General features: G+C 48.5%; 17 protein-coding genes, 1 tRNA gene and 1 pseudogene. 5 read left to right on the top strand and 14 right to left on the bottom strand.

The genetic code is table 11. The features are described 5' to 3' along the window. Window positions 1-280: transposase (locus G470_RS0109210; protein WP_205617916.1), on the top strand; the 280-nt coding region annotated here is incomplete at its 5' end. Window positions 281-521: 241 nt separating this feature from the next. Further along, window positions 522-1,760 carry an aminopeptidase gene (locus tag G470_RS0109205; protein WP_035445469.1) on the top strand — a complete coding sequence of 413 codons (1,239 nt, stop codon included), beginning with the start codon at window positions 522-524 and terminating at the stop codon, window positions 1,758-1,760. 784 nt (window positions 1,761-2,544) lie between these two features. Here G470_RS0109205 and lpdA read toward each other — a convergent pair. Further along, a complete protein-coding gene (lpdA, locus tag G470_RS0109195; RefSeq protein WP_035445468.1) occupies window positions 2,545-3,954 on the bottom strand; it encodes a dihydrolipoyl dehydrogenase in 1,410 nt (469 codons plus the stop codon). Between the two features lie 414 nt (window positions 3,955-4,368). On the opposite strand from lpdA, the gene G470_RS14465 reads away from it, so the two are divergent. After that, window positions 4,369-4,533, top strand: a complete 165-nt coding sequence (locus G470_RS14465) for a hypothetical protein (RefSeq protein WP_156908041.1) — start codon at window positions 4,369-4,371, stop codon at window positions 4,531-4,533. A 46-nt stretch (window positions 4,534-4,579) separates the two neighbouring features. Here G470_RS14465 and G470_RS0109185 read toward each other — a convergent pair whose 3' ends face one another. From G470_RS0109185 to G470_RS0109160, 5 genes are all read right to left on the bottom strand, one after another. After that, window positions 4,580-5,326, bottom strand: coding sequence for a copper homeostasis protein CutC (locus tag G470_RS0109185; RefSeq protein ID WP_028274571.1), 747 nt, complete (start codon window positions 5,324-5,326; stop codon window positions 4,580-4,582). Window positions 5,327-5,330: 4 nt separating this feature from the next. Further along, window positions 5,331-6,956, bottom strand: a complete 1,626-nt coding sequence (locus tag G470_RS0109180; RefSeq protein WP_028274570.1) for a glycoside hydrolase family 13 protein — start codon at window positions 6,954-6,956, stop codon at window positions 5,331-5,333. A gap of 347 nt (window positions 6,957-7,303) precedes the next feature. Next, entirely contained in the window at window positions 7,304-8,092 is a 789-nt protein-coding gene (locus G470_RS0109170) for an alpha/beta hydrolase (RefSeq protein ID WP_028274569.1), read from the bottom strand. A gap of 18 nt (window positions 8,093-8,110) precedes the next feature. Continuing rightward, window positions 8,111-8,536, bottom strand: a complete 426-nt coding sequence (locus tag G470_RS0109165) for an OsmC family protein (RefSeq protein ID WP_028274568.1) — start codon at window positions 8,534-8,536, stop codon at window positions 8,111-8,113. 114 nt (window positions 8,537-8,650) lie between these two features. Further along, a complete protein-coding gene (locus G470_RS0109160; RefSeq protein WP_028274567.1) occupies window positions 8,651-8,986 on the bottom strand; it encodes a thioredoxin family protein in 336 nt (111 codons plus the stop codon). 71 nt (window positions 8,987-9,057) lie between these two features. On the opposite strand from G470_RS0109160, the gene G470_RS0109155 reads away from it, so the two are divergent. Then, window positions 9,058-9,131, top strand: a tRNA-Arg gene (locus G470_RS0109155). Window positions 9,132-9,309: 178 nt separating this feature from the next. Further along, window positions 9,310-9,744 (top strand): hypothetical protein, encoded by a 435-nt coding sequence (locus G470_RS0109150; RefSeq protein WP_028274566.1) that lies wholly within the window; start codon window positions 9,310-9,312, stop codon window positions 9,742-9,744. Window positions 9,745-9,779: 35 nt separating this feature from the next. Here the strand turns inward: G470_RS0109150 and G470_RS14460 are convergent, their stop codons facing one another. From G470_RS14460 to G470_RS0109115, 8 genes and pseudogenes are all read right to left on the bottom strand, one after another. Further along, window positions 9,780-10,037 (bottom strand): hypothetical protein, encoded by a 258-nt coding sequence (locus tag G470_RS14460; RefSeq protein ID WP_156908039.1) that lies wholly within the window; start codon window positions 10,035-10,037, stop codon window positions 9,780-9,782. Between the two features lie 68 nt (window positions 10,038-10,105). Continuing rightward, window positions 10,106-10,420: a PTS sugar transporter subunit IIA gene (locus G470_RS0109140; protein ID WP_028274565.1), complete on the bottom strand. Its 315-nt coding sequence runs from the start codon at window positions 10,418-10,420 to the stop codon at window positions 10,106-10,108. 45 nt (window positions 10,421-10,465) lie between these two features. Next, window positions 10,466-10,780, bottom strand: coding sequence for a PTS sugar transporter subunit IIB (locus G470_RS0109135; RefSeq protein WP_028274564.1), 315 nt, complete (start codon window positions 10,778-10,780; stop codon window positions 10,466-10,468). A 233-nt stretch (window positions 10,781-11,013) separates the two neighbouring features. Beyond that, window positions 11,014-11,475 (bottom strand): YbgA family protein, encoded by a 462-nt coding sequence (locus G470_RS13915; RefSeq protein ID WP_051258532.1) that lies wholly within the window; start codon window positions 11,473-11,475, stop codon window positions 11,014-11,016. A gap of 88 nt (window positions 11,476-11,563) precedes the next feature. Further along, window positions 11,564-11,803 (bottom strand): annotated as a pseudogene (locus G470_RS15130) (UV DNA damage repair endonuclease UvsE); the annotation flags it as partial. After that, window positions 11,706-12,179 (bottom strand): hypothetical protein, encoded by a 474-nt coding sequence (locus tag G470_RS13910; RefSeq protein WP_420806589.1) that lies wholly within the window; start codon window positions 12,177-12,179, stop codon window positions 11,706-11,708. The pseudogene G470_RS15130 and the gene G470_RS13910, both read right to left, overlap by 98 nt. 66 nt (window positions 12,180-12,245) lie before the next feature. Beyond that, on the bottom strand, window positions 12,246-12,713 hold the full coding sequence (locus G470_RS0109120) for a universal stress protein (RefSeq protein ID WP_035445465.1): 468 nt from the start codon (window positions 12,711-12,713) through the stop codon (window positions 12,246-12,248). 98 nt (window positions 12,714-12,811) lie between these two features. Then, window positions 12,812-13,882, bottom strand: coding sequence for a YeiH family protein (locus G470_RS0109115; protein ID WP_240470668.1), 1,071 nt, complete (start codon window positions 13,880-13,882; stop codon window positions 12,812-12,814). Window positions 13,883-14,211: the final 329 nt, after the last annotated feature.

Genomic DNA, 14,211 nt, shown 5'->3' with positions numbered 1-14,211 from the left:
CGGTGAATATATCGACCAGTCTAAATATACAAAAGCTTGCGAAACATTGGATAATGGCTTCGAAGATGCCTTTCAATACACGGTTATCGGAAATGGTCACAATCGGCTAAAAAGCACCAACCTTCTTGAACGACTGAACCAGGAAGTTCGCAGAAGAGAAAAGATTATTCGGATTTTTCCCAACCGAACGTCTGCCAATCGATTAATTGGAGCTGTCCTTATGGACCTTCATGACGAATGGCTCAGTTCTACAAGAAAATATATTAAGTTTGATCAATGAGAGACCGGTAAAACATTGTATAGTATTTTACACAGGATTATGGACTTGACTGACAGTTATAACCACTTTCTTCTTCATAACAGTTAATATCATCGGATACATTTTTTTCTTTCTTAAGAAAGGGTTTTCTTGTTCTTTTTTCAAAAAATATGACGATATTGTGGCAAACTTAGGGTTGTGCTATCATGACTTGTATGAAACAAATTTAAGGCAGGTACTGTCATTAAGGGGGAAATGCAACATGGTTTTACCAAACTTTGAAGAAAACTTACGTAAATATGCCCAGCTTTTGGTGAAAAGCGGCATCAACGTGCAAGACGGACATACGGTGGTGTTATCCATTGATGTCGACCAAGCTCCTTTGGCTCGTTTGATCACGGAAGAAGCGTACAAATTGGGTGCAAAAGAAGTCATCGTGAAATGGGCGGACGACATCATCAACCGCGAGAAATTCTTGCACACTCCAGAAGAGGTGTTGACGGATATTCCGCAATACAAAATCGACGAATCGTTGGATCACATCAAAAAAGGCGCCAGCCGTTTGAGCGTGCGTTCTTCCGATCCAGATGCGTTGAAAGGCGTGGACAGCGACAAAGTGGCGGCTTACCAGTCTGCCTTCGGGAAAGCATTCCACGAACAGCGCAAAGCCACTCAATCCAACAAAGTGAGCTGGACTGTTGCGGCAGCGGCCGGCGCGGCTTGGGCTGCCAAAGTCTTCCCTGACTTGGAAACTTCCGAAGAACAAGTGGACGCTCTGTGGGACGCGATTTTCAAAGCGGTTCATTTGTATGACGAAGACCCGGTTGACACATGGGCACAAAAAGACGTCACATTGGAAACAAAAGCTGACGAATTGAACAAAGAACAATTCGTGGCGCTTCACTACACGGCTCCAGGAACAGACTTGACAGTCGGTTTGCCAAAAGGCCACCGCTGGGAAGGTGCCGGCAGTGACAACGTACGCGGCGAACGCTTCATGGCGAACATGCCGACAGAGGAAGTCTTCACCGCTCCGGACGCAAACCGTGTGGACGGAACCGTCGTCAGCACCAAACCATTGAGTTACGCAGGTGTGACCATCACCGGCATGAAGTTCACCTTTAAAGACGGCAAAGTCGTTGACGTCACTGCTGAAGAAGGCGAAGACGTGATCAAGAAATTGGTTGAAACCGATGAAGGTGCTGCTCGTTTGGGGGAAGTCGCGTTGGTTCCGGACCCATCCCCAATTTCTCAATCCGGTTTGACCTTCTACAACACGTTGTTCGACGAAAATGCGTCCAACCACTTGGCATTGGGCTCTGCGTACGCATTCAGCTTGGAAGGCGGCGTGGACATGTCTGAAGAAGAGTTGAAAGCAGCCGGTTTGAACCGCTCCACTGTTCACGTGGACTTCATGATTGGTTCGAAAGAAATGGATATCGACGGAATCCGTGAAGACGGCTCCCGTGTGCCAGTGTTCCGCAACGGAGACTGGGCGTAATTCGATCGTTAAAAAGTGGGCTCCCGCCCACTTTTTTCTTTCTTCTTACCTTAAGGAGGCGCTTGGCTCGATGAGGCCAAGCGCTTCTTTTTGTTTTTGTGGGGAGGTGGTCGCTTTGATGTCGACTCGGGCGGAAGAAATTTTCGAGTCGGCATTGAATGGGGATTGGGTGGCGACTCAAAGGAAGGATGGTTTCTGAGTTGACATTGAATCGCATTTGAATGTCGACTCGGCAAAAAATTTCCTTCCAGTCGCCATCGCTCCTTCTTTTTTGTCGCAATGATGGAAACTCGGAGGAGTTTTTTCGTTGAGTTGGGGTCATTTTAGAGTTTGGGCGCAACTAACAGGGAATTTTTTCTTGAGTTGGGGTCATTCCCTCTTTTGACCGCAACTCACATGAGTTTCCTTTTCGAGTTTACGCCATTTAAGTTTTTGACCCTAACTCAATTGAAATTTCATTTTGAGTTTCGCTCAAAGCTATTCGTCTCCCAATAAGAAAGAAGAGGCGCACGGCCTCTTCTCTCTGTTTATTGTAATGATGGAAACTCGGTGGAGTTTTTTCTTTGAGTTGAGCTCATTTTGGAGTTTGGGCGCAACTAACAGGGACTTTTTTCTTGAGTTGGGGTCATTCTCTCTTTTGACCGCAACTCAACTGCATTTTTCTTCTGAGTTACCGCCATTCAGGCTTTTGTCCTTAACTCAGTCAACATTTCACTCTGAGTTTCGCTCAAAGCTCAAAAAAAGAGCCGTCCTCATTCAGAGGCGGCTCTTTCCTTTGGTTGAATTAGATGTGGATTGGCATACCCAGTGCCAATTCCGCTGCATCCATGATGGCTTCCCCGATCGATGGGTGGCCTTGGATGGTCAATGCCAAGTCTTCAGCGATTTGACCGGTTTCGATGGACAAAGCGACCATGCCGCTCAAGTCCGCTGCACTTGGACCGGCAAGTTGTGCACCGACCACTTTACCGTCTTGTTCTTCATCGGTGATCAACCGGACAAATCCGTCTGTCTCGTTCAAGGACAAAGCGCGTCCGTTTGCAGCCAACGGGAATTTGCTGGCTTTGTAGCGTTTGCCTGCTTTTTTCGCTTCATCTGCGCTCATACCCACAGTGGCCATTTCTGGTTCTGTGTAAATCGCCATTGGGATCACACCGAGCGCTTCCGGTTCTTTTCCGGAAATGGCTTCTGCGACCACTTTCCCGTGAGCCATCGCTTCGTCTGCAAGCATGGTTCCTGGAACGATGTCGCCGATTGCGTAGATGCCGTCCACATTTGTCTGCATGCGATTGTCGACTTCCACTTTTCCTTCATCGTTCACTTTCACTCCGGTGTTTTCCAACTTCACTTTGCTCAAGTTCGGTACACGGCCCACTGTCACGACGGCAACGGAAGAAGTAACGGTTTGTTCTTTTCCGTCTTTTTCGTACGTGATGGTGATGTCGTTATCGGATTGTTCCGCACCTTTGATGTTGGCGCCTGTGATGATGTCGATGCCTTTTTTAGTGTAGCTCTTTTGAAGCAGGTCAGACATGTCTTTGTCAAAGAAGTGTGCGAGACGGTCTTCTTTTTCCAAAATGGTGACTTTCGCGCCAAAGTTGGTCAATACTCCGGCTAATTGAGAACCGACGTATCCGCCACCGCCGACGATCACAACGGATTCCGGCAACTCCGTGACGTTCAACACGTCTGTCGTTGACAAAATGCGTCCGCCAAACGGCATTTCTTCCAATGTGCGGGCAGAAGTCCCTGTTGCCAAAATGACATTGTCAAAGGTGTACTCTTCTGTCGTTCCTTTTTTCGTTTCAATGACCATCGTTTTGTCGTCTTTGAAAGACGCGGTTCCTTCGATGATTTCCACTTTGTTTTTCTTCAACAGCATGCCGACGCCGCCGGTCAATTTTTTGATGACTTGTTCATTCTTCCACTTTTGTGTGGCTTCCATGTCGATAGACACTTTTCCGGAGGACACACCGAAAGTTTGTGAAGTTTGTGCATCGTGGTAACGGTGTCCTACAGTGATCAGTGCTTTTGTCGGAATGCATCCGATGTTCAAACATGTTCCACCGATGTATGTGTTTTCAACGATTGTGACTTTTTGACCTAACTGGGATGCTCGAATCGCTGCAACGTAACCCGCCGGTCCAGCACCAACTACGATTGTTTCTTTGTGTGTATCAGAGGTTCCTGCCATGAGAATACTCCTTTTTTTATATAGTTTATTCGTGCCTGAGGTAATTGCCTCTTTTTTCACAAGCAACTGCGTGAAAAATGAAAGAGCTTTTTTCACCACCTCTATTATCATACTATTTTCAAAAAATTATTCAAGAACCATTCATCAATTCTTATGGTATTTAATAAAATTTAGAGAAGAGTATGTGAATTTTCTCCTTAATATTTATCTGGTTTCAACAAATACTGGATTTTCTCTAAAACAATTTGTGATACACTAGTTAGTGAAATCGTTACACAAAGGAGAGGTACCATGTCTTTTTCATTTAATGGCTTAGATCACATGTAGATTACGGCGCCGCTGGGAGAAGAAGCGGAAACCCGCCGTTTTTTCACAGAAATACTGGGCTGCAAAGAAATTGAGAAACCAGAAACGTTGAGTCATTTCGAGAGTTTGTGGTTTGAATTCGGGAAACACATTTTGCACGTCGGCCTGGACAAAGCCTTCCATCTGGAAATCGGCCACCGTATGGAATTTTTGGAATGGCACGACAAACCGGAATCGTTGATGACCGAAGCAGAAAAAGCCGTGCAAGGATAGGACCAATTTTGTTTATGACCGGGAGGCATTCCCGGTCTTTTTTTGTTTACCCATTTTTCGCTGCGCGTACAAACGCAGCCGCAGTTTGGCTGTCCACCACTTCGTAGTCGCTTTCGTGCGGCGGTTCGGCGTACCCAAACGACACATTTCCGATGGTGGCGGGGTCCGTCTGCCATCCGCGACACGAGCTGTGGACCTGAGCGATACCGGTTTCCTGCATCAACGGTTGCACATTGGACGCGTTGACGCCGCCTCCTGCCAAAATTTCAATCTGATGGCCGAAGCGTTGTTGGAGCTGCTTTAACAACTCGGTTCCCACCGGTGCAGTCGGCTGCTGGCCGCTTGTGAGTACCCGGTCGACGCCCAATTCAATCAAGGTCTCCATGGCTTCAAACGGATCCGGCGTCACATCAAACGCGCGGTGGAACACCGCTTCTTTTCCGTGGCGGTGCAACTTTTCCACTATGAGCCGGTTCTTTTTGACGTCCACCCTTTTTTCGCTGTCGAGACAGCCGAACGCCACGCCGGCAATCGGCAGAGCACACATTTCTTCCACGTCCCGCATTATCACGTGGAATTCCGTCTCCGTGTAACTGAACCCGCCGGCACGCGGACGGACCATCGGCACCACGGGGATCCGGACGGTCTCCAACACCAGTTTGAGCGAACCGATGGACGGCGTCAAACCGCCCAGATACAAGGCTTGGTTAAACTCGATGCGGTCCGCGCCCGCCTGTTCCGCCGTCACCGCATCTTCCACACTCCCACAACAAATTTCCACTCGTTTCCTCAATCTCTCACCTCCGTTTGGCGACAAACGCTTCATAGGGACGCAATTCCAAACTGTGCAGATTATACGTGCTCTTCATGTAATTGTTGATCATGGGCACCACTTTTTCCGAGTGTTTGCTGAGTTTGACGTGGATGTCCCTTCCGCTCACGTTCGCCACGACAATCCATGTTTCCCCTTTATAACTGCGCTCGTACGCAAAAACTGTCGGATGGTCCGGCGCCAACAAGCGGAAGTCACCCCAAACGACCAACGGATGTTCTTTGCGCAGTCGAATCAGTTCTTGGTACGTATAGAAAATCGAACCCGAGTCTTCCAGTGATTTTTCCACATTGATGCGGTCGAAATTCTCGTTTACCGCCAGCCACGGTTCGCCTGTTGTGAAACCGGCTTGTTCCGTCGTGTCCCACTGCATCGGGGTGCGCGCATTGTCGCGGCCTTTTGCATTGATGGAGAGCAGGATGTCTTTTTTGGACCAGCCCTGCGCCAGCCGTTCGTCGTACATATTCCGGCTTTCAATGTCATTGATTTGGGAAAGGTCGGTTACCGGGCGGTTCGTCATCCCGATTTCTTCGCCTTGGTAAATGTACGGCGTGCCTTTCATCAAGTGCAGAAGAATCGCGAACATTTGGGCGCTCTCCACAAGGTACTCCTGATCATCGCCCCACCTGGATACAATGCGCGGCGTGTCGTGGTTGTTCCAAAACAAGCTGTTCCACCCTTTGCCGTCAAGTTCGGTCTGCCATTTGGCCAGCACCTGTTTCAGTTCCGGCAGGTCCAGCGGTTTCAAATCCCATTTGGATTTGCCAGGCTGTTCGTCCAAGGTCATGTGTTCAAATTGGAAGACCATCGAGAGTTCGTTGCGCTCAGGGTCGGAATACAGTTTGGCGATTTCCGGAGTGGCGCCGTGTGTTTCCCCGACGGTCAAGACGTCGTAGTTCCCAAATGTTTCCCGATTCATCTCCTGCAAGTACTCGTGGAGTTTCGGTCCGTTGGCGGTGATGCCTTCGTCCGGCACCTTTCCGATGAGGTCGATGACGTCCATCCGGAAGCCGCCAATGCCTTTTTCAAGCCAAAAATTCATCATGTCGTACACTTCTTGGCGCATCTTCGGATTCTCCCAATTGAGGTCGGGCTGCTTTTTACTGAAGAGGTGCAAATAATACTGCCCGCTCGCTTCGTCGAATTCCCACGCCGAACCGCTGAACGTGGACTTCAAATCGTTCGGCGGGCCGCCATCTTCTGCCGGGTCACGCCAAATGTAGTAGTCGCGGTACGGATTGTCCCGCCCTTTTTTCGCTTCCACAAACCATTGGTGCTCGTCGGAAGTGTGGTTCACGACCAAGTCCATGATGATTCGGATGCCGCGCTGTTTCGCCTCTTCAATCAACTGATCCATATCCGCCATCGTGCCGAATTCCGGGTGGATGGCCCGGTAATCGCTGATATCATACCCATTGTCGTCATTGGGCGACTCGTAGACCGGACTCAACCAAATCGCATCGATGCCTAATTCTTCTAGATAATCCAATCGGCTGATGATACCGGGAATGTCTCCGATGCCGTCCCCGTTGGAATCTTGAAAACTTCTTGGATAAATTTGATAAATCACTGCATCTTGCCACCACTTCATCTCATTTCCCCTTCCTTATTGAACCGTTTTCTTTCTCTTCCATTTTGTCAATACTAGAAGGAAATTGCAAGGAAAGCACCGCGGCGCGACTGGACAATTTCTTTCTAAAAGAAATGAGGCCAACTCGGAGGAACTTTCAGCTTGAGTTTATGCCATTATCCAGTTTGGCACTAACTCGTTTGAAAAATACTTTTGAGTTGGCGCCATCGCGTCGATTGGCATCAACTCAGTTCGACATTTCTTTTGAGTTGGCCTCATAAAGCAGAATGACCGCAACTCGTTTGAAGAATCCATCTGAGTTTACGCCAAAAAAGACCGCCTCTTTTTTTGAGGCAGTCTTCAACAAGTTATTCCACTCCGGTGAGCCATTTGAGGGCTGGTTCCAATTCGTTGTTCCAGTAGTCCCAGTCGTGGGCGCCGGAGGATTCGCGGTATGCATGAGGATAGTTCAATCGATTCAACCATTCATGAAACGTGCGGTTGTCTTCGTTCAAAAAATCGTCCGTCCCGCAGGTGAGATAGATGTCCGGCCGAGGAGTGGATGCCACCGCCTGTTCGGCCAGCCAATGGACGTCCATGTCCAGCGGCATGTCCCTATAAGAGTCACCGCGGACAATGGCTTTCAACTGCTCTTCCGGTCCGGAATCACTGAAGGTTTCGTCCATCCGTTTGAGAATGGCGCTGGAGAAGGCGGCAATTTTCCCAAACCTCTCTCCATTTTTCAAGCCGTTGCGCAGGGCTCCGTATCCGCCCATCGACAAGCCGCCGATCCACGTGTCCTCACGTTTGTGCGACAACGGGAACAGGCGCCGGGTCTCTTCCACCAGTTCATCCGTGAGGAAGGCGCCGTACCGACTTGCGCCGGGGTTGTCGACGAAAAAGCCATTTTCCCCGTTCGGCATGATGACCGCAAACCGGTACTTATCCGCCAGTTCGACAATCCGGGTATTGTGAAGCCAGTCCTGGTGATCTCCGTCCCAGCCGTGCAACAGGTACAACGTCTTCAGCGGGCCCTCTTCTTCGTTTGAACCCTTTTGCGGATCATAAAAAGATTTTGTCTTTGTTGGAATGATGGCCGCAAATGTGGTTTTGCGTTGCAAAGTTCTTGACTGAATCGTTGCCGTGATGATCGCCATACCTATCCGTCCCTTCGCTTATTTGTTTTCAGGCACTTCTTCCCCGTTCAAAATGAGGCGGTAAGTCACGTCGGCTTTCAGAGAGTGGCGGACAGAGCAGTATTTTTCGTCACTCAAATGAATGGCGCGCCATACGCGATCGGCCGGCACATCCCCTTCCACTCGGCACACCATATCGATGGATGTGAAATAGTTTGGCGGTCCGTCGTTGCGCTCGCCTTCCATTTCAAACGTGAGGCTTTGGATGTTTTCTTGGTAGCGGCGGAGAACCATCATCATGTCGATGCCCATGCAACCGGAAAGTGCGCCGAGAACGGCTTCCATCGGGGAGACCCCTTTCCCTTGCCCGCCTGCTTTTTCGGTGGCATCCATCTGCATCTGTTGGCCGTTCACGTTGGTTGCGGTGAAGCCCATTCCGCCAGTCCATTCTGAAGTTACTTTCATCTTCTCTTCCTCCTTCGATTTGCTTGCTCCTTCATTATACGCCACTTTGCGCAATTAGAAAAACGGCGCAGGCAATTCAACACAAAAAGCCTACTCACAGGGAGCAGGCTCGTGTTATACGGAATATGCTTCGGTGATTTTGCCTAATTGGTTTTCCAACTCCGCCATCTGCACAAAACGGGCTTTGCGCAAGACTTCTTTTCCGTCCACAAACAACAGCAGCACCGGCACCGTGAAAATGCTGAAGCGGCCCGCGATTTCCGGGATGGTGTCGGCGTTGACTTGGCGGACTTGAATTTCCGGGTAGTCTTCCAACACCCGTTTCACTTGCGGCATCAGTGCATGGCACACAGAACAGTTATCGCGGTAAATGTATAGAAAAGCCAGCGGTTGTTCTTCTAAAAAGTGATCAATTTCTTCCATGTTGGTCGGTTCTTTAAAAGCTTGCATAAGCAACTCCTTTTCTGTTTTTTCTGGACAAACCGCCAGAAACGTGCGACAATAATGGATGTTTCGGACAGGGCCCTGTAGCTCAGGTGGATAGAGCAAACGTTTCCTAAACGTTAGGTCGGGGGTTCAAATCCCTCCAGGGTCGCTCACATACGTCTTTGCCAATCGATGGCAAAGGCGTTTTTGCTATTTGAATATCTTATGTCCTTTCCCCTTATTTTACCTCACTTTCTATAAAAAATAAAATACCCCACGTTATCCCTTTAAAAAGGGAACGTTTGTTCGTATAATAAAAACAAAGACAGCGGGAGGAGGTGAGGGAAATGACGGCGAGGGAATCGTCTCCTGATTACCCGGAAGAAGACATCGAATGGATTATTCCGGCCAAAGCGGGATACAAAGATCGGAAAATGGCGAAATGGGAAGGTTTTATCTTATCGGAACATGCGGAAATGATTCATGCGTTGAACCAGCAGAATCAACAACCCCGTCTTCCAAAAGAAAAACAGTCGGCGCAGACCGTTTCTACTTATTTGCAAAAAGCGTTTGAAACCAGGCAGCCGGTTGCGGTTCAATTGGATTTCATCGAAGACGGCGAATACGCGGAAGACATTGTCGGCGTGGTGAGTGGTGTGGACGGCAAATGGGTGCATGTGCATGCGGCCGATGATATCACAGCCGTTGAATTTGAGTTGATCCGCAATGTATCGTTTGTGAAGGTCGAAAAATGGTACAACCGCCCTCCTTTTGCAAAATAAAAAACTCGCAGCAGCGAGTTTTTTTGTCTCTTCTGTTAGTCGGTGCCGCTTTTTTCCCCGCGGTTGTATAAATAAAAGCCTAGTCCGATCAGGATGCCCGAAAACAGCAACATCCAAATGCGTTCGTCGGACGTACCGGCCAGACCAAAAATCAAGAGGACAAATCCTATTGCGAGAACAAAAATGCCTGTTTTCAACATCGTTTTCAGCTCACTCTCGTGTGGGTATTGGGACAGACGGCGGGTTCTCCAGTTAAAGATGCCCCCCTGAAATCGCTTTCTGTTCTTCTTCATTATAACTTTTTACATAGGGTTTACAACTTTCATGAAAAAAGCACCCGGAATGTTCCGGGTGCTTTTTTCTAGTTTGCGATTTTTTTATGGATATCGACCACTTCTCCCGCCAGGTCGCGGAATGTGATGGCGTTCATGATGTGGTCTTGGGCGTGCACCATCAGCAAGCTCATCTCCACATGTTCCCCGGATGCCTCTTTTGTCAGCATGCTCGTTTGGGAGTTATGGGCGCGTGTCAACGCTTCGTCGGCTTCTTTTAGCTTCGCGTCAGCGTTTTCAAAATTGCCTTCTTTTGCGGCATAGATGGCTTCCATAGCATTGCTTTTCGCGTCGCCGCCATTCATGATCAAGCCCATGATGGTCTGTAATGTTTCTTCCTTCATCTCTTCATTTGTCACGTGTGAATCCCCCTGTATGAAAGTTAGAATTTAAATGTGTTGCAGTGCTGTATCCAACACTTTTTCGCCGTTCATCATGCCGTAATCCTGCATGTTGATGACATCAACGACAATGCCTTTATCCGCTACCTTTTTCTCGAATTGTGATTTCATGAAGCGGACTTGTGGGCCGAGCAACAGGATGTCGACATTTTTGTTTTCCAAGTTGCTGTCTGCTTCGTTGGCGGAAACCGCGAAGATGTCTGCATCCAATCCTTTTTCAGCTGCGGCTTTCTGCATTTTGCTGACCAACAAACTTGTACTCATCCCTGCTGCACACACTAACATAATTGTTTTTTCTGCCATTCTTATCACTCCATTTATAGTATTGGTAAGCGCTCTCATTAAATGTTTCCCTCCGCGTCAACGGAGGTTCTGCATTGATTGACTGTGCATTCATTTTACTATGAAAGCCGTTTCAAGTAAAGGTGATTTTTTTGCTCTTTTCCCGTTTTGCAACCATTTTAACAACCTTTAATCCCTTTATGCTAATATAAAACTTATTCCGTACATACTTTTTTGCAAAAAGTATAGTCTTTTTATAATTCAAAGTACAACGACTGCTTCAGATAAGGAATCTCGTATTTTTCCGCCAGTCTTTGCATCTGGCGTTTGAAGGTTGCGTGTTTCAGGTTGCCGTCTTGAAACTTTTGGAGATTCCGTTGAAAGGCACGGACTTCTTTGTCATCCGCGATGTCTTTGAAATACCCCCACACATGCTGGGCAGCGTTGACGGCCTGTCCTTTTTCCACGTCTTGTTCCAATGCCCGTTGGATGGACGCATAAAATTCTTTCACAGGATATGCCTTTTTGTCTTTCAATAATTGCCGGATATCGTTGTACAAAGTGTGGGAATGTTCCAAGACCACGTACTTGTACCGCGCCCACTCTTTTTCCAACGCTTGGATTCCGCGTTGGGGCTGAGTGGCGTTGATGCATTTGATGGTAGACAAATTTTTGTCTTTCACTTCCAACATGATGTCGATGTCTTTGCCTTCCAATTTGTCGAAGTACTCCAGGAAACGGGTCCAAGTAGATGGTGTCCGTATGGGCGCCTACCCGTTTGTCGTCGGCCTGCTGGGAATAGTGGACCTTCTGGCGTCCGTCCCCTTCTTTCCATGTCTTTCTTGTTTCGCGGATCCAGTACACGTCGTCGTGCGGGTCGTCCGTCGGGTTGGCGGCATGATGCAGGTTGTCGTATACCACCGGGCTGCCGGTTTGGTGCGCCATTTCAAGGACCTCTTCCACGGTGTACAGGCGGTCGTCGTTTTCGATGATCAACCGGCGCTGAATCGGCTCGTCCAGACGCTTGAAGTTTTCGACAAACCATTGGCTGGCGGCTTCTTTGTCGCCGTAGATCCCGCCGACGTGCAGCACCATTTTGTGCTCGTACCCCACTCCGAGGCATTTCCAGCATCAAGTTATGGTAGCGCAAATCTTCGATGGCACGCTCCACCACGTCTTCGCTCGGCGAATTCAATACGGTATACTGGCCCGGGTGAAACGACACCCGCATCCCGCTTTGGTTGATTTTTTGGCCGATGCGTTCAAAGTCTTCCCGGAACAGCTCCCACCAGCGCAACCCATTGACCGGGCTGGATCCGAATGGAATCAAATCGGAGCTGATTCGGTATAACCCGATACCTTCTTCGATGTTGTAATCCACCATTTTTTCAAATGAATGCAAGTTGTGTCTTATTTTCACATATTTCTAAGAAAGCGTACAGAAAAAGGCTCTCCGTCGATGCAGGGAGCCTGATGGCAAAGTGGGTTAAATATCCGCTTCCGTATGAATGACCAGCACCGGACAACGGGCTTCAGAAATGACCCGCTGCGCCACCGATCCTAAGAAAAAGCGTCTGACTTTGGAAAATCCCCGGTTCCCGATGACAATCATGTCAATGTTTTCGTCTTCGGCAATCCGTAGAATTTCTTCATGGGCTTCGCCTGAGACAATTTCCCTCTCATGGTGAACCCCGTGGAAGTTGATCCGTTCTTCAATCGCATCGAGCAACTCCATGGTTCCGCGTTTCAACCGTTCTCCCGGTTCATTGTCACGGTCCAGACGGTCTTCGTTGATCCACAGCCGTTCCAACCGTCGATGACGGGAGACATCTTTTGCTTCGACGACCGACACAATTTTAATCATATAGTTTTGTTCTTGGGCGATTTCGATTGCTTTGCGCAGGGCATTCAATGAAGCAGTGGAGCCATCCACCGGTACGAGCAGTTTTTTCATTGCGCCACACCTCCTTTGCAACCGTTTTCTTTATTATACCACAACCCTTTTAGATACAAGAAAAAAAGAGCTATCCAAACTTGGACAGCTCTTCGAACTTAGACAATTCCCATCATGTATTGCACTGCAAGGGACACGATGACGACCAATACAGAAATGATGAATCCGTGCAGCATCGGGTTGAAGCCGGATTGTTTCATTTTGGTGAGGTCGGTTTTGAGTCCGATGGCAGCGAGTGCAGCAACCATCAAGAAGCGGCTGATGCTTTTGAGTGTGCCGGAAAATGCTGCGGAGAACAAACCTGTGCTGTTCAGCACCGCCATCAACACGAAAAAGACGATGAACCATGGGAACAAACTGGTGAAGTTGACTTTGGCGGACGCTTCCGTCGCCTGTCCGCTGGCACGCAGTTTCTTTTGTTTGATGCGCTGGCTGATAAATGAAAACGCCAGGACGGTCGGGATGATGGTCAGTGTGCGGGTCAGTTTCACCATGGTGGCGAAATCGCCGGCTGCTTCTGAGAAAGCATACCCTGCTGCTACGACACTGGATGTGTCATTGACCGCGGTACCGGTCCATAATCCGTAAGCCACATCGCTCAACCCCAAAGCGCGTCCCATAATCGGGAACAACAAAATCATGACCATGTCAAACAAGAAGGTGGAGGAAATGGCGTACGCGACGTCGTGGTCCTCCGCTTCGATGACCGGAGCCATGGACGCAATCGCCGATCCTCCGCAGATGCCGGTCCCGGCGGAAATCATGCTGGACAATTTCCAATCCAGTTTCAACACCTTCCCGACGAGGTACCCTCCGCCAAACGCGGTCAGCAACGTGAAGAACATGACGTTCAACGACATCCGGCCGACGTTCAAAATGGTGGCGACATTCAACGACGCCCCCAACAAAATGATGGCGAATTTCAAGATTTTTTTGGAAGTAAATTGGATTCCGGGACGATACACCGCAGCCAGGCTCCAGTAATGATTGATAAGGATTCCCATAAACATCGCAATGACCGAACCGCCGATGAAGTGAATCGGAAGAATCGATTCGATGAATTGCGCGACGGAAGCAATGACCAAGGCCATCGCAACTCCCGGGAAATAGCTGGACCACGTTTCCAGCATAGATTGTGCAGTCGTTGTTTCTTTTTTCAATTTTTTCACTCTCTCTCAACTGATTCGTTTCCAAATTAGTATACCTGTCCGGACGGGAAGTTTCAAATTGGATTCGAGGGAGGTATGCGTCAAGTTTTCCTCGGTAACCTTTATTCTAAATGACCCTTAATATAAATGCGGTTATTTGTTTCTATTCATTTAACTAAATGAAAGGGCTAGTTGGCCTATAAAGCTGCTTTTCGGACCATAATTGACGATAGAACCCGTTTGGATTGTTTGGGCCGTAGAATCTATTTTCTTTAACGCTTGACGGACAGCTCCTTTAATCTCTTCACCTAGTGATTCGACTTTATCTGTTATTTCAGCTGTTAAAGCTG

The organism is Atopococcus tabaci DSM 17538, from assembly GCF_000429585.1.
GTDB classification, from domain to species: Bacteria; Bacillota; Bacilli; order Lactobacillales; family Carnobacteriaceae_A; genus Atopococcus; species Atopococcus tabaci.
The sequence above is the reverse complement of the archived record's forward strand: the minus strand, read 5'-3'. Positions and strand labels throughout refer to the sequence as shown.